We start from the raw sequence: 15,809 nt of genomic DNA, 5'->3' as shown, positions 1-15,809 counted from the left end.
GCAACGAGTTGGAAACACCTTATCGTACAACAATGAATACCAGCGATGTAATTTACACGTAGCTTCAACTAATTTAATCTCCTACAGAATTGCCAATTATGATGGCAATTCTCTTGAAGCCGACTTCTCGTTGCAGACGAATCTTCAATCGTGACACAAGATCGAGAACTGGTCAAATGGCATTTTCGCTGGTAGCTGTCATTATATTATTAATCAGCTCCATGACTATCGCGCTAGTATCAGACTACAGCTCGGAAAATGATACGGCAACTCCATCTTTTGAGACTATGCATAAACTGTTCTCTTCGGTGAGCGAAGCAGCTGATGAATTGCAGCAATCGCTATACCTCATTGCTCTCGATATCATAGGAAAATCCTCGATCATGGATGAAAGCGAAATAAATAGAGAATTTAGGGAAGCTTCCAAAGAGTATGTCGACAATGCCTTCCCAAAGCATGCGGAGATCTATGCAATCTTTGTCGAAGAGTTCGATGTCTATCTTGCGTTTTTGAAAGCAAGTATGGGAGAAGTTTATCAGGAATTATTGGCAATTAATGAAGATGATGAAGCAGAGAGCCATGAAATAAGTGTACCTGCATATTTTTGCATTTGTGGAAATTTCACTCTTTTCGCAACCTCTTCGCACGGAAACTTAACGAAGACCTTTGAGATCTCCAAGCCGATATATATTCCGATTCCCTTTTTAGCAAATAGGATTGCAACGTTATCCGAATCAATTTCGAATGATGGGGGAGAATTTGAGAAAATTGTGAAGTATCAACTAACGGCACTTGTTCAAGATAGAATATTGAAGGGATACGGCGTCGATGCTAAACTTGGAGAATACGGTACTGCTAGTATTCTCACAGAAGAAGACGTCAAGAATGCAATACGCTTGGCTTTGTTGATTGAAGATCGAAAATATCTACGAAATCTGGACAATCGTTTGATCGCATCACTAATCTCGGATAGCGCATCCTATGACTCTTGGAGACTAATATCTGATAAGAATTTCTCAGGCATGGTCGATCCAGCAGAACTGTTTCTACAACTTTTTTCCGCAGGTGAATATAGCTATTCAATGTTGGTTTCACAGGTCCTGTTTGCAACTGCTGATGCCGTTGTTCTTAGATGGCTTGAATACCTGCATATCATCGATTTAGTAAACACCATTGAGCAGGCTGCAGACCTTTCAGAAGTAGCATTGTCCAACTTCATCGAATCGATTCTTGGCAATAGTGCTATTGAAGAATCAATAATAAATTGGATGATGACGACTCTTGAAAGAGCAGGGTATTCCGCTAGTAATTACCGGTATTTTAACTATGGAGGACCTGACGCGAGCGTGTATATTCCGGCTCATAAAGTCGTTTTGACAAACAGCCGCGGAGAAAATATTATATTTTGTATCCAGGGAAACTATCCCCTAGATTTTCCCTCTGTAGATATATTCTCAAGCGAGCTTTGGAAGAAATTCGCCATTGAATACAAACTAGAAACTCATTATCTGGCTGATTCTCTCATTGACTTTGTGAAATCCATTGCTTTGGCAATCAGAGATTCTAAAAATCTTCCTCAGGTCGAAATCAATCGCAATCCCGCAGACAATATTTCTTATGCCTCTTCCCTTAAAGAATCATTTTTGCGTGCTCTTCAATCCTCGAATTCAAGTCTTGAGTCCGTGATTGAAGCAACCGCCAGATTGAAATCTATTTTCAATAGCATGGGAGAAGCCTTGGTAGACTTTTTTGAACAGTATCAGCAGGAACTTTTCAAGAAAAATGAATCGATACACGCCGCAATAGAATCCCTTGCAACTCTAATTGTTGACGATTTAATCTTGAGTTCATATAGTTTTGACGATGAAGCGGAAAGAAAAGCGACAATCGAAATTCTCTGTGAGATAGAACAGTCAACAGAGTGGGGTTTGAAAAACGAAATTGCTGAGATGTTCGATATAAAGGTATCGCATTTGATCGAGATCTTGAAGGAAGCATTTTTAGGAGCCATTGATGATTATTCATACGGACCCCTTCGCAGTGAAATTCTATCCCTAGCGTTAGGAATCGTGGGAGAACTCCCAGGAATCAATTCAATGTTGACGAAAACGGTAACTCGTCTATTGGGAGATATTGAGAATGCCTTTGAATTACGAGGGGACGAGATCTTTGTAGCATCCCCAGAGTTGAAGAGTTTTCGATTGCTTACCGATACAGGAAGAGTCCTTCTTGAGTCAATTGAGATAATAAATGCAGGTAATGAATTTGACAAAATGGCAGACGACAATTCTGATGACGAGCGTGTTTTCATCCAGATAACAAGACCGTGGGAATTCCAGGAGAAATCGCACTATTATCCAAATCGCCATATAACAAATATAACCAATCTAACTTTCCTGCCATATATCACGCAATGGGATGTTTCTGTTAGGGGATCCTACTTAATCTCAATATCTGCTAGCGCACCAGAAAGTAGGTTATTGGGGCAATTTCCATTGACCATGAGTCGAGAAATAGAATTTGATTTAGACTTCTCAATTTCGGCACAGAGTGCATGGCCGTTGCATGGAGTCCATTATCAATCTACATCGACTTTTGGGAGAGATGTAGCCAACTTTCTTGAAAAGATATGGAATGAAATTTGCGGTGGGATTGCTCCCTTCATCAGTATTGTCGATAGTTTGCAATCAACAATGGGTGTTTTATTGAGTGCCGCGACGACATATTCTATTAGATTTGTTGAGAGTCTTTCGGCGACATTGCAATTTGCCATCGAAAATATCAGAAATTTGTTTGTCGCCGGTATGGATTCAGTGCTCGGATGGATCTGCGATAATCTCATATCTTTGTTAGGAAAGATCCAGTTTAATTTAACGATCTGGGGTCTCAAATTCCAGGTGGTAACCAATCCATTGGAGATTGCTCTTGGTTTCACTAAGGATATCCTTAGAATCACTTGCTGGCTTTCCCATAGAACCACGAACATATCTGTAGCGATTAGATTCTTGCGAATGGCGAATGGAGACTACGATATCATTGCGAATGCAACTATCCAGTCAAAACGATGGTTTCTTGACGTACTTGTAGATCCACTGATGAGAATTTTCAACCACTTCGTTCAAGTTACGGGAAAAGTCGGCAATTCGACGCTTGAGTTGCATATGCCTCTTGCTTTACAATACAAAAAATTAAGATTTGCCTTATCAAGCATTCCTGTAATAGGTCAATTTTTATCTAGAATACCTCTTCCCATTCCAGGCTTGATCGGTTCCCTTGATGCTGGCTTCGAGATCAAATATAGGTCTCCCATTGCAAATCATCTTGTCATAAATGAATACGAGCAAAATCCCCCAGGTACCGATTTCGGTCGTGAATGGATTGAATTGTACAATCCTACTGATCGCTTCGTAAGTCTATCCGGTTGGTCAATCCAGACTATGCACGGAATTCAAGAAATTGCCACTATAGAGGAGGATTGCATTGAGCCACACGGTTACAGAATTCTTGTACTCCAAGGTCAGGTTTTAGACAATGGGGGAGAATGGAAATTCCCATTATCGGAGTGTATTGCACTAATTGATCCTTCGGGACGCAAGGTCGATATGGCGCCATTGACAACGGATTTTTACAATGACGATCGCACGTGGCAACGAGCATATGATGGCAACGATCGATGGATATTCAAATCAGAGACTCGTGGAAAAGCAAATGGGAGAAATGCGTTAACTCCAAGTAGTGACGACTGGGTTTACAAGGTTTTTAGTGATGCCGCATTACGAGCGTTTTCCGAGCTTTCAGTTTCAAGCGCGGATTTAGACGGACTCGGTAATCTAATAGAGGAAATAATTCGCAGAGTACTGAGAAAATGCATCGAGGCGGTAGGCGACTTTATTTTGGAATTCAAATTGGATGTCGTGGTTACAATCTCAGATGCTACTTGTATCACTGGGACAGGCTTCGCAGTGAGTCTCGTATTCAAAGGCGATACTGTTGCCAAAGCACTTGAAAGCACTCTTTCTGTCATATCTAGCTCAATTCGAAGGATCACAACTCCAGATGCTGAGGTATTTGCGAGGAACGAAATTGTTTCCTTTCTGCAAGATATCTATTTACGCTTTGAGATATTTGCATTCACGGGTTTCTCTAAGCTATTCCTTTCATGTAATCAGGAATTGAAGTTTCGTGTGGCGGTCATGATGGAAACGAATGTTTACACCTTGCTGGGGATAATACAAAGGGAGCCCGTAGATGCGACTATCACGATGGGATTGATGATTTGTGAGGTGCCAAGCCGCTTTATTTCGCCACTGTTTGGAGTTGGCAATGAAGGAAACACAGATCTATGGGCTTTTAGACTAAGGATATTTCCAGAAAATGGATAATCCATGACGTTTGTTATGATCAGGACTCGGCACCAACATATATTGTTTGAATCCTATTTATTCGATTGGGAAATTTCATTAGAGTCTTGATTAATATGCTAAAATTATGCTTAATTCCGATCTCGGCCTCCTGGCAATCGATGCGAATAGTGAATGGTGGCTCGAAAAATATGGCTGGGGATTTTTAGCCTTTTTTGCTTTATTCATCATTTCACTGTATCTATGGTCGTATGTAACTAAGAACTTTGAACGCCTAAAGCTGAGAGAAAGTAAATACTATGACTCTGAGATAATCCAGTTCCTTGGACACGCGATTAAAGCATTTATCACCATCATTCTCGTCTTCTCACTCCTTTATGTCCTCTCTCTCACATGGGACGAATTTAGAACAGGCCTATGGGAACATTTTTATGGGTATTTTCTAGAATTAATATTCATTATAATTCTGATACTCTGTACGATACTTATTGCGAAGATACTGAGAAGAATGTCAAAATTGGCCAGAATTAAATCTGCAAGAGAGGGGAGCATTCACTCGAGTGCCGTTGAGTTTACGACTCTTTTTCTGAGTTACATTTTATATATTTTTGTTTCGATTATTATAATTCTTATCATTATTTCAATGATACCCGGCGCAAATCCATATGACACGCTGATTGAATTTCTGAACAATAATCAAGCCTCAATCGGATCGATGGTGGTAATTGTCGTGGCGATACTCATAGCCGTGAAGTTGATCGAAACAATACTTGAGGATTATAAATTCAGGTCGAAAAGATTCAACCCACAAGCTATTGATCTCTTCAAGATCAGCATAAAGTATGCTTTATTTCTTGTAGCAGCTTTTTCTGTCATATTCATCTTCTTCACATTGCTTGAACTCGAGCTCGTCGGATTTCTGCTCGTCGTCGTGACTTTTGTATTCATTATTATTGGTATTGTTTTTTCTTATTCCACTGCTCGGAATGTTGTTTCTGGCCTGACTATTATGGAGAGCAATCCTTTTGAGGTGGGAGATGTGATCAAAATTGGGGACAATTTGGAATGCGAAGTTTTGGATAAGGAGCTCATCTTTACACGAGTGAAAACGCTCAATGGTGAGCTCGTTGAAATTCCCAATTCTGAACTCATTGAAAATAGGATTTACAACTATTCTAGGTCTGAGTCTTATGCCATTTCATTCACTGCTGATCTGCCATATGAAATTCCGTTTGAGACGGTAGTTTCATCAATAAAATCCGCGGCAAATCAAACTGAAGGGGTCGATGAGAACCGGGAACCAGAGGCCATTGCCACTGGTATATTCGACGGTAAAATACGCTACGAATTTGTTGTACATATCAAAAATCCATCCCAACGAAGGAAAGTCCTTTCAGATATCATCATAAATTTGCAGAATGTCTTCCAACAGAGCGGCGTTAAGATTACTTAAAAATGAAGTATTCAAAACTCCCTCATTTCACTCCACCTCTGGATGCGCATTCCAGTGTATAAATCATTAAAAGATATTCTTCTAATCATTTGCTTATCTTGAGCCCTCGAAGCATGATTGTTTTTGAGATTATCATTTAATGCTAAAAATCGATGGGGTTAGCAGAATTTAATAAGTGCGCTTCTTTGAATTTAACAACGAAGTTGGAAATGATTTATCTCGAATCTAATCCCAAGTGGTTTCGAATAATACACATATCAAACTTTGAAAATCATTATATTGGTAGCCTATAATATGGAATTGGGATGCACTTGTGGATGTTCACTCTTTCCTAGCTCTATTCATATTCGCCACGGTATACATATTAATGGTACTTGATCTGGCAGATAGGACTGTTCTCGTCATAGCCGGATCCCTCCTCATGGTTGGATTAGGAATAATCTCGCTTGACGACGCACTTAAATCAATCGAGTGGAATGCGATCGGACTAATTTTCGGAATGTTCATACTTATAGGAGCGTTGGCAGAAAGCGGTTTTTTTAGATGGATAGGTCTGCATTTTCTGCGCCTTACGCAATTCGATGCGATAAAAATCTTCATAGCGTTTTGCGGTTTGTGTGCTTTCCTTGCCGCATTTATGGATTCCATAACGGTCATGGTTTTTATGGCATCTCTTACAATAGAGGTGGCCACAATTCTCAAAATTGAGCCCCTGCCATTCATCATTGCAGAAATTTGTTCTGCTAATATTGGCGGAAGTGCTACCCTGGTAGGTGACCCACCAAACGTCATCCTGGGCACTGCATTCAATTTTTCATTCGTTGATTTCGTTCTGCATAGCGGCCCTATATCCATCATTGCCTTTTTCGCAAATCTCCTTCTTTTTATGTATGCGTATAGAAGAAATTTCAAAAAGCAGGAGATCGACGTTGAGGAAATTATCAAAAATCACAAAGATCTCGATCCATTCTCGGCAGTACGAGATATCACACAGATGCGAATCGCCCTAGTTATATTCGCATTTACCGTTACATTGTTGGTTCTACACAGCGTCCTAGATTTGCTGGTGGCGTTCGTCGCCGTTCTTGGCGGAACGCTTATACTTTTGTTAGGTAGAAGAAAGTACGACGATCTTATACAGAAGATTGACTGGCATACTATAATCTTTCTCTCAGGTTTATTTGTAATGGTGGGTGGTCTGGAATCCGCAGGTCTTTTATCAAATTTGGGACATCAGATTGGTCAATTAGCGCACGGAACAGGCTCCTTCTGGTTTCCAACGATCTTCTTCTGGTTCATTGCTACTGCTTCGATTTTTCTCGACAACATACCAATGGCGGCTGCAATGGTTCCAGTGATAAGAACCATCTCTGTAGACTCAGAAATCAACCTCAGCTCTCTGACTTTCACCGCCTCACTTGCTTGCGACGTCGCGGGCAATGCAACACCTATCAGCGCCTCTGCTAATGTGGTAGGTTTGGCGGTTGCGGAAAAGAACGGTATTAAATGGTCATGGAAAGAATACTGTAAGCTAGCCATACCGATATTGCTTATAGTCCTACTTCTTACAAATTTGCTCGTGGTAATTCTTTTGTGGTAACAAGTTGGAAACTTTCACATGGCAGATCAAACGAATTCTATTCAATCAACTCCTGTCCCTGCATGTATGGTCTCAGTACTTTTGGGATGGTTACAGTTCCGTCTTGATTTTGATAATTTTCCAATAATGCCGCCATAGTTCTCGGAAGCGCAATCCCAGAACCGTTCAGCGTATGAACGAATTCGCTCTTGAGATGCGGCTCCGGTCTGTATTTAATCCTAGCTCTCCGAGCCTGAAAATCCGTAAAGCAGCTGCAGGAGGACACCTCTAGCCACAGGTTGATTCCGGGTGCATGCGCTTCAATGTCATAAGTCTTCGCTGACGCGAATCCCAGGTCGCCAGTACACAAAAGTATCACCCTATAGGGGATTTCAAGACCTTGCAGTACTGCTTCTGCGTCTTGAAGAAGACTCTCAAGCTCTTCAAACGATTTTTCTGGCAAAACGAATTTGACAAGTTCAACTTTATTAAATTGATGGACTCGAATGATTCCTCGCGTGTCAGCATGACGTCCAGCCTCTCTCCTAAATGAAGGAAGATATGCGGTGTAATATATTGGCAGATCCTCTTTATCGAAAATCTCATCCATGTGGAGATTCGTGACCGGAACCTCAGCAGTGGGATTTAACCACAAATCATCCCTTTCAATCCAATACATGTCATCTCTGAGTTTTGGGTATTGTCCAGTTCCGATTACTGACTGTCTGTTCACGACGGCAGGCGGAAAGATTTCAACGTATCCTTGTTCTCTGTGCAAATCTAGCATATAATTTATTAACGCTCTTTCGAGGCGGGCGCCATCCCCCTTCAATACATAGAATCCTGAACCGGCTATTTTTGCGCCTCTCTCAAAATCTATGATGTCTAAGTCCTCGCCGATCTCGAAATGGGTTTTTGGCTGGAAGTCAAAGATCTTCGGCTTTGCAAATTCTCTGACGATAATGTTGTCTTTGCTTCCCATACCAAAGGGCACAGAATGATGAGGTATGTTCGGCATGTTAAGCACAATTTCATTTCTGATGCTATCTAGTTGAGAGATTTTATCATCAAGTCGCTTAATTCGCTCGGCTATGCTTTTCATTTCATTTATCTTATTCCTTTTTTCCTCATCTCTCAGTTTTGGAATCTCCTCTGCGACCTCATTTTTCAGTCTCTTCAATCTATTGTTCTCATCGACTGCTTTTCGCCATTCTGAATCGATCTTCAAGAATTCATCGAGTAAGCTTTCTGGATAGCCTCTACTTTTCAGTGCATTTCTTACGAGGTCAGGATTGTTTCTTATCAACAATACATCAAGCATAATGATAACCTCCTCGCACCCTCAATCTTCTTTCACAAGTAGTGTGGAATCACATAGAAGAATCGTATTTCCTCTCACTTCTAACAGTGTCGCGCCTGTTAATTTCATTATTCTTTCTGCAGCATCGGATTTTTCCAGGCCAGAAGTTTTAAATAGCCTAACCTTCACAATTTTATGCTTTTCAATCTGCTCTTTTATTTCATTTACGAGACTTTCGGAAATTCCATTCTTTCCAATGCAGATCGTTGCCTTGATTTCGGTCCCTCTTTTTCTGAGATTAGCCTTTGATTGCCTCGACATTTCTTGTTCTCCTTTTCTCCTTCAGTTCCCTTAAATAAGGAATTCTCCTGATGTATCCACATTCTTTGCAGCGGATGATCACACGGTGAGATTTCACTCTTACCATGGAATTTCTTCCAGGAATTAACGGTGCGAGACATTTATGACAGTACATAAATCCTTTTGGCATTTTTGTATTCGTTCTCAGCGCAATTCTTCTAGCTAATTCAACATAGCGCTTGCCGCGCATCATATTTCCCTGAAGCGCTTTTTCCTCTGCAAGCCCTAGTAACTGTTGCATTCTTCTTTCTGCTATCACGCGCACTTCTCTGCTATTGATCTTTCTTCTTCCCGTTCTTATCCCTTTCCTCTTTACAGTAATTCAATGTTGTTCATTTTAAACTATTGTGGATGATGACCATTGCTCAGGCATCTTTCAATTCCTTATCTGCAGTAACTGTACCCATATTTGGTAGCCACCGAAATTTCGCCTTCCGGTCATGCTTAAATATAAGAATATTAATGTACAAGGACCCTTAACCAATATGTCACTGGTGATTAATTATGGCGCGAAAACCAGGAAGAATGTATCGCGAAATAAAAGGACAGGCTTATACTCGAAAAGAATATATGGGTGGAGTCCCAGCACCGAGAATCTCTCAATTTGATATTGGAAATCCTTCTGGTGATTTCCCTGTGGAGCTTTCATTGAAGGTAAAGGAAGCGTGCCAAATAAGGCATACTGCTCTTGAGGCAGCACGTATCGCAGCAAATCGAGTACTTGCAAAAAGAGTAGGTACGGCGAATTATCATCTTAAGGTGAGGATTTATCCTCATAATGTCCTAAGGGAACACAAAATGGCGACAGGTGCCGGTGCTGACCGTGTATCAGGAGGTATGCGCGCGGCCTTCGGTAAGCCTGTTGGTACAGCAGCAAGGGTACAGCCAGATCAAGCGATTATTACAATTAGAACTACAGTTCAAGGATTTAATACGGCAAAGGAAGCCTTGTGGCGCGCTGCTATGAAATTACCTTCTCCTTGTTACACCCAAGTTGAAAAGGGAAACGATTTGGTCGCGTAAAACTTTATCATATGGACTCAAGATAGAAACGAATGTAAGCTTTCGGAGTGAGGCGCCGTGTATAATTTTAGAATCGACGAGATGGTTAAATGGATCAAAGAAAGAAATATTCGAAATGTGTGTCTGCAGATGCCTGAAGGCTTAAAAATTCATGCACAAGCCATTTCAGAAGAAATCGAGAAGAATACTGGCGCTGCGACTTTTATACTTGCAGACCCCTGTTACGGCGCCTGCGATGTTGCATCGGGTTTCTTCGATCATGTGGACGGTCTCATTCACATCGGTCACAGTGAGATTCCGACTTTGGCGCAAGACAGCAGGATCTTATATGTAGAAATTGAGGCAGCGCTTCAAGACGTGAAATATCCAGAAGGACTCTTGACGAGGTTGGGAAACAGGATTGGGCTGATCACAACCGTGCCATATCTTGGTGAACTGGATCGAATAAAGAAATGGCTTGAGTCAAATGGCAAGGAGGTATTTATCGGCCGGCAAGGGCCAAGAACGTTACATCCAGGGCAAATTCTTGGATGCGACATCTCTTCGGCGTGCAGTATATTAAATCTCGTCGATCACTTTCTCTATATAGGCAGTGGGGATTTTCATCCCCTTGCAGTCGCCATCGAAACAAAGAAGGAAGTTGTAATTTACGATCCAGCGAGCCAAGAGATTCGCGATCTTGGAGATCTTTCTGATCGTGTCATGAGGCAGAGACATGGTGCAATCGTCAAAGCTTCAAAAGGCAAGAAATTCTTAATACTCGTTTCTCTGAAACCGGGTCAGAAACGTATTGCTCTTGCTATGGAACTTAAGAAATTAGCACTTAAGTATGGGCGGAGTGCGAACATTATATTAATGAATGAGTTCAATCCTGATTATTTAATAACCTTCGAAGCAGATGCTTATGTATCTACAGCGTGCCCCCGGATCGCCATCGACGATCTGCTGCGGTATCCCAAACCTATCCTCACACCGGTTGAGTTCGAGATTGCGCTAGGGAATAAAAGCTGGGACGATTACCACCTCGATTTCATGTTGTAGTTTTTGATGTCTAATTATAAATTTACTCATTGAGGAATAAGGTATTTTCCAATGAAAATTGATGGATAAGTTCTATTTTTATTCCGTAGGTTTGAAAGATTGTGAAAAAAATGAATATATCCCATTCTGATAATGAGGAAGTGCTCACGGCTCAGAATATTGCAGAAATGGCAAAAAATTCCAGCGCAAAAATTGGCATCGGATTGATTGGCGACAATGCTCGTAAGAATTTGATAATCAAGGGTGCGAAAAGACATGGGATATCTGAAGTGCACTTTTTTGGCGATGCGAGTACTCTGGTTGAAGCCCTGAGCGCGGGGAAAATCGATGCTGCCGTAAGGGGAAATCTCGAGGCAAACAATACGATGTCATCGGTCAGGCGCTTTTTCTCTCTCGACAAAATTCTGCGTGCGGCTCTTCTTCAACCACCAAAAGGCAACCTGATACTGCTAGCACCAGTTGGCGTTGATGAAGGATGGACACTTGAACAGAAAATTGAGCTCATAGATCTCGGAATGAGATTTCTCACGAGGTTGGGAATCGAGCCAAAGGTTGGTATTCTTTCAGGCGGAAGGAAGGGAGATAGGGGAAGGCATCCAGTGGTGGACAGGACTCTTGATGAAGCTGAAGCAATAGCTGAATACTTTAGGGAATCGAAGTTTGACGTGAAAGACTGCGAAATTCTCATCGAGAATGCGGTTTTGGATCGCAACATGATTCTTGCACCTGACGGTATTTCGGGCAATTTGATCTTCAGAGCTCTGCACTTCTTAGGAGGATGGCGTGCGCTTGGTGCCCCTATTTTGAATCTGGAGAAGGTTTTTATCGATACGTCGAGGGCTAAACGTAACTATGTTGATTCAATAGCACTCGCCGCAGCACTCGTGAAGTTAAATAAGGGAATGAGATAATGCAAGAACAGGATGCGTGCGGAAATGAGATTGGAAATCGATGGAAAGGAAGCGAACATTAAATTTTCGGCCTGCCATTTAATAAGTGAGCATCCAAAGTGCGGTCGATTACACGGTCACGTCTACATTATGAGCATGGTCATTCACGGCGAAAAAGGCGATCATGGCATGATAATGGATTTCACTGAGCTCAAGAGCATGATGAGAAGGATTGTAGAAGATTTCGATCACAGGGTGTTAATTGCAGGCAATTGCCCGAGAATCAAGATTTCAGTCGATAAGGAGATCGTCGTTGAAATCTCAGGCAAGCGTTACGTATTTCCGCCAGAAGACGTGATTATCATAGACGCAGAGGAGGCAAGCGCTGAAGAAGTAGCGAGAGTTCTGCTTTCAAGAGTCCTCTCTGAAATTCGCTTCCCTATCAATGTGAATAGGATCGAAGTTGGTGTGGACGAAGAACGAGGACAGAGTGCTTGGATATCGTGCGATTTGAGATAGAATAGGTGGTCACTCTTGATGAGAAAAGCAATAGTTTTATTATCAGGCGGCATTGACTCTACGGTAACACTTGCCTATGCGATTTCTGAAGGCTATGAAGTTTATCCTTTAACTTTCTTGTATGGGCAGAAACATAGCAGAGAGATTTCTTCGGCGGAAAGAATCGTGAAACATTATGGTCTGAAAAGACACCTCAAGATCAACCTCGATCCATCTCTTTTTTCATCGAGCGCTCTTGTATCTAGAGTTATTGATTTACCAAAGGATAGAAGCGCTGAGAAGATAGGTAGTGACATCCCAGATACGTATGTACCTTCGCGTAATCTCGTGTTTCTTTCTATAGCCTCGGCTGTCGGCGAAAATGAAAACGTGGATGCAATTTTTATCGGTGCAAACGCTATCGATTTCTCTGGTTATCCCGATTGTAGGCCCGAGTTCTTTGAGGCATTCAAAAAAGTACTCGAAGTCGGTACAAGACGAGGCGTCCGCGGAAAACCGATAGCGATAGAGACTCCAATACTGCATATGAAAAAGTCTGAAATCATAAAACTGGGAAAATCGCTAAATGCTCCCCTGCACATGACTTGGAGTTGCTATAGCGGTGGAGAAAGGGCTTGCGGGAGATGTGATTCATGTGTCCTCCGCTTGGAGGGGTTTGAAGAAGCTGGATATGAAGATGAAATCGAATATGAGGCGAGAAAATGAAGATATCTGAAATTTTCTATTCAATTCAGGGTGAAGGAGTTCTGATAGGCACGCCAACCGTTTTTGTGAGGACTGCGGGCTGCAATTTGAGGTGTTCGTGGTGCGACACAAAGTATGCGCAGGTCGACAATGGTATTGAACGCTCTATTAAAGAGATTATTGATGAGGTGTCCCTCTTTCCAACGCCCTATGTATGCATTACTGGAGGAGAGCCCCTTTTACAGAGAGAAGTATTCAAACTTGTTAATATGCTCCTGGAGAAAGATTTTAAAGTTTCAGTAGAAACTAATGGTTCGATCTCTATTGAAGAACTCAGTTGTTCTGAGAATCTCTTGATCAGCATGGATCTAAAGTGCCCTTCTTCTGGTATGTGCGATAAAATGAGGCTAGATAATTTGGAGCTTCTTTCGCCTTTTGATCAGTTGAAGTTTGTTGTTGCCGACGATGAGGATATGGAGTATGCCAAGAAAATCATCGAGAGCCACGACATTCAAGCAACTATAATTATGATGCCCGTGGGAGGTTTAGATCTTAAGCCGGTTGCAGAGTGGGTTCTTCGAAACAGGATAAATGTTCGTGTTCTTCCGCAGCTTCATAAGATCATTTGGGGCGATAGACGAGGAGTGTGATCTCAATGGGATCCTTGCTCCCCATGCGCTACGCAACCTATCTCTAAGACGACCTTTCTATCAGCAAATTTTGGAAATAATTTCTGAAAAATCATCACCTTTGTAGCATCGAGTTGCTCACTCCGTTTGCGAACAACTTTTATGTGGCTAAGGTCGATTGGTTCACCTTAGCCAAGTGATAGCATAGCAATGATTAAATATGGGCTTAGAGGTTTCAGAAATAGAAAGCCGGGATAGGCATGATGTGCTGGAAGCTAATTCATTTGTCACTTTTGGAGAGTACTTCCATTTCATTGCTTTAGACCCGGCTTGATCGAGGTGATTTTTGTGGCTTCGCATCAAGCTCATGAGAATGCTTCATATCAATCAAGGAAATGTAAGGTAGTTGGTCTTGATCGAAAAAAGGTTTACACAAGTGATTTCAATTTATATGCAAAAAAGGATTCAATTCCGCAATTCGTGGAAATTTTCGACACTACCCTGAGAGATGGTGAACAGACGCCTGGAGTAGCGCTTTCATTGGAGGAGAAAATTAGAGTTGCCGAGGCTCTCAATGACCTAGGTGTTGACATCATAGAAGCGGGGTTTCCTGTGATATCAGATGGTGAAAGAAAAGCGGTGAAACGGATAGCTTCGCTCGGATTGCAATCACGCGTATGCGCACTTTCTCGATCTTCTCTAAAAGATATAGACACTGTTATCGACTGTGGCGTTGATTATGTTCATACCTTCATTGCCACGTCAGATGTGCACCTCAAATACAAATTAAAAATGACGAGAGAAGAAGTAAAATCTAGGGCAGTTGAGGCTATTGAATATGCCAAAGCCCACGGATTGACAGTTGAGTTTTCTTGCGAGGACGCAACCCGTACCGATCTAGACTTTTTGAAAGAAATGCATCTTGCGGTGCAAGAAGCCGGTGTAGATAAGATAAACTTTCCTGACACCGTAGGGGTCATTTCTCCTCCTGCCATGGAGAGATTGATTGAGGAAGTAATGAAATTCACAAAGGTTCCTCTGAGCATACACTGCCACGATGACTTTGGATTGGCGGTAGCGAATTCCATCGCCGCCGTCAGGAGCGGAGCGCGTCAGGTCCATGTGTGTGTGAATGGACTCGGGGAACGTGCTGGTAATGCTGCGCTCGAGGAAGTCGTGCTTGGTTTAATGGCGTTTCTTGATGTGAAGACGAATGTTGATACAAGAAAAATTGGATATGTGTCAAAAACAGTCGCAAATTTAACGGGAATTCCCATCCCAGCTAACAAGGCGATTGTTGGAAGCAACGCCTTTGCACATGAATCTGGCATACACGTTCACGGCGTACTTGGCGACCCATCTACCTACGAGGCATTTGGTCCAGAACTTGTTGGGATGGAGCGCTCGATCGTTATTGGAAAGCATACAGGCGTCCATTCCGTCAGGGAGAAACTGAAGGAATTTGGCATAGTCTTGACAGATGAGCAAATTACACAGGTCGTAAAAGAAATTAAGAGGCTTGCGGAAAGTGAGAAGCATGTTGACGATACTGAGTTAGTTGCGCTCGCTTATCACATTGCAGGCCAGCGCCCAGGAGAAGAACGCAAGGTCAAGTTGAAAGAATTTGCCGTGTTTACGGGATTGAATATTACTCCGACGGCAATAGTAAGCATCGAGGTTGATGGTGAAACTCGTCGGGGATCGGAAATTGGAGTAGGGCCGATAGATGCAGCTCTCAAAGCGATACGACAGCTTGTCAGCGAGAAAATCTCGCTGCTTGAATATCGGTTGAGTGCCATAAGCGGTGGGAGTGACGCTCTTTGCGAAGTAGGAGTCAAGCTACAGTACAATGGTGAAAGTAAAATCATGTCCGTTGGTAGGAGCGTCGGACCTGACATCGTTCAGACGAGTGTCGATGCAGCCATCCAGGCGATAGATCGTCTTTATTCTAGAATAAGAGCGGATTAACC

Annotated in this window: 13 protein-coding genes; 10 read left to right on the top strand and 3 right to left on the bottom strand. The window is 42.2% G+C overall.

Going from position 1 to position 15,809, the window contains the following annotated elements; all coding sequences use genetic code 11:
* Positions 1-101: 101 nt before the first annotated feature.
* From QW087_00235 to QW087_00225, 3 genes are all read left to right on the top strand, one after another.
* The gene (locus QW087_00235; protein ID MEM2943163.1) at positions 102-4,382 is read left to right on the top strand and encodes a lamin tail domain-containing protein; all 4,281 of its coding nucleotides are present in this window, start codon (positions 102-104) and stop codon (positions 4,380-4,382) included.
* A 106-nt stretch (positions 4,383-4,488) separates the two neighbouring features.
* The gene (locus QW087_00230; protein MEM2943162.1) at positions 4,489-5,814 is read left to right on the top strand and encodes a mechanosensitive ion channel; all 1,326 of its coding nucleotides are present in this window, start codon (positions 4,489-4,491) and stop codon (positions 5,812-5,814) included.
* A 313-nt stretch (positions 5,815-6,127) separates the two neighbouring features.
* Positions 6,128-7,414 carry an SLC13 family permease gene (locus QW087_00225; protein MEM2943161.1) on the top strand — a complete coding sequence of 429 codons (1,287 nt, stop codon included), beginning with the start codon at positions 6,128-6,130 and terminating at the stop codon, positions 7,412-7,414.
* Between the two features lie 37 nt (positions 7,415-7,451).
* Here the strand turns inward: QW087_00225 and serS are convergent, their stop codons facing one another.
* The 3 genes from serS to QW087_00210 are packed head-to-tail and all read right to left on the bottom strand — an operon-like array spanning position 7,452 to position 9,312.
* On the bottom strand, positions 7,452-8,714 hold the full coding sequence (serS, locus tag QW087_00220) for a serine--tRNA ligase (GenBank protein ID MEM2943160.1): 1,263 nt from the start codon (positions 8,712-8,714) through the stop codon (positions 7,452-7,454).
* A 21-nt stretch (positions 8,715-8,735) separates the two neighbouring features.
* Positions 8,736-9,014, bottom strand: a complete 279-nt coding sequence (locus QW087_00215) for a YhbY family RNA-binding protein (GenBank protein ID MEM2943159.1) — start codon at positions 9,012-9,014, stop codon at positions 8,736-8,738.
* Entirely contained in the window at positions 8,992-9,312 is a 321-nt protein-coding gene (locus tag QW087_00210; GenBank protein MEM2943158.1) for a ribonuclease P protein component 4, read from the bottom strand. Before QW087_00210 ends, QW087_00215 begins: the two co-directional genes overlap by 23 nt.
* Before the next feature lie 245 nt (positions 9,313-9,557).
* Between QW087_00210 and QW087_00205 the strand changes: the two genes are divergently transcribed.
* The 7 genes from QW087_00205 (at position 9,558) to QW087_00175 (ending at position 15,807) form a co-directional block, all read left to right on the top strand.
* Positions 9,558-10,076 (top strand): 50S ribosomal protein L16, encoded by a 519-nt coding sequence (locus QW087_00205; protein MEM2943157.1) that lies wholly within the window; start codon positions 9,558-9,560, stop codon positions 10,074-10,076.
* A 57-nt stretch (positions 10,077-10,133) separates the two neighbouring features.
* The gene (dph2, locus tag QW087_00200) at positions 10,134-11,117 is read left to right on the top strand and encodes a diphthamide biosynthesis enzyme Dph2 (GenBank protein ID MEM2943156.1); all 984 of its coding nucleotides are present in this window, start codon (positions 10,134-10,136) and stop codon (positions 11,115-11,117) included.
* Positions 11,118-11,227: 110 nt separating this feature from the next.
* Positions 11,228-12,028, top strand: a complete 801-nt coding sequence (gene mtxX, locus QW087_00195) for a methanogenesis marker protein Mmp4/MtxX (GenBank protein MEM2943155.1) — start codon at positions 11,228-11,230, stop codon at positions 12,026-12,028.
* 24 nt (positions 12,029-12,052) lie between these two features.
* Complete coding sequence (locus QW087_00190; protein ID MEM2943154.1) at positions 12,053-12,526, top strand: 6-carboxytetrahydropterin synthase; 474 nt, start codon at positions 12,053-12,055, stop codon at positions 12,524-12,526.
* 18 nt (positions 12,527-12,544) lie between these two features.
* Positions 12,545-13,231 (top strand): 7-cyano-7-deazaguanine synthase QueC, encoded by a 687-nt coding sequence (queC, locus tag QW087_00185; protein ID MEM2943153.1) that lies wholly within the window; start codon positions 12,545-12,547, stop codon positions 13,229-13,231.
* A complete protein-coding gene (locus QW087_00180; GenBank protein MEM2943152.1) occupies positions 13,228-13,860 on the top strand; it encodes a radical SAM protein in 633 nt (210 codons plus the stop codon). The genes queC and QW087_00180 overlap by 4 nt, the downstream gene beginning before the upstream one ends.
* Positions 13,861-14,187: 327 nt before the next feature.
* Positions 14,188-15,807, top strand: coding sequence for a 2-isopropylmalate synthase (locus QW087_00175; GenBank protein ID MEM2943151.1), 1,620 nt, complete (start codon positions 14,188-14,190; stop codon positions 15,805-15,807).
* Positions 15,808-15,809: the final 2 nt, after the last annotated feature.

Source organism: Methanomassiliicoccales archaeon, from assembly GCA_038850735.1.
Lineage (GTDB): Archaea > Thermoplasmatota > Thermoplasmata > Methanomassiliicoccales > JACIVX01 > JACIVX01.
Note: the sequence above shows the minus strand (reverse complement) of the source record. Positions and strands in the feature narration are given on the sequence as shown.

What these genes read in the sequence shown, in the direction of transcription:
- QW087_00235 (MEM2943163.1), top strand. Translation starts at nt 102, where the DNA reads ATGGCAATTCTCTTGAAGCCGACTTCTCGTTGCAGACGAATCTTCAAT.
- QW087_00230 (MEM2943162.1), top strand. Translation starts at nt 4,489, where the DNA reads ATGCTTAATTCCGATCTCGGCCTCCTGGCAATCGATGCGAATAGTGAA.
- serS (MEM2943160.1), bottom strand. Translation starts at nt 8,714, where the DNA reads ATGCTTGATGTATTGTTGATAAGAAACAATCCTGACCTCGTAAGAAAT.
- QW087_00215 (MEM2943159.1), bottom strand. Translation starts at nt 9,014, where the DNA reads ATGTCGAGGCAATCAAAGGCTAATCTCAGAAAAAGAGGGACCGAAATC.
- QW087_00205 (MEM2943157.1), top strand. Translation starts at nt 9,558, where the DNA reads ATGGCGCGAAAACCAGGAAGAATGTATCGCGAAATAAAAGGACAGGCT.
- mtxX (MEM2943155.1), top strand. Translation starts at nt 11,228, where the DNA reads ATGAATATATCCCATTCTGATAATGAGGAAGTGCTCACGGCTCAGAAT.
- QW087_00190 (MEM2943154.1), top strand. Translation starts at nt 12,053, where the DNA reads ATGAGATTGGAAATCGATGGAAAGGAAGCGAACATTAAATTTTCGGCC.
- queC (MEM2943153.1), top strand. Translation starts at nt 12,545, where the DNA reads ATGAGAAAAGCAATAGTTTTATTATCAGGCGGCATTGACTCTACGGTA.
- QW087_00180 (MEM2943152.1), top strand. Translation starts at nt 13,228, where the DNA reads ATGAAGATATCTGAAATTTTCTATTCAATTCAGGGTGAAGGAGTTCTG.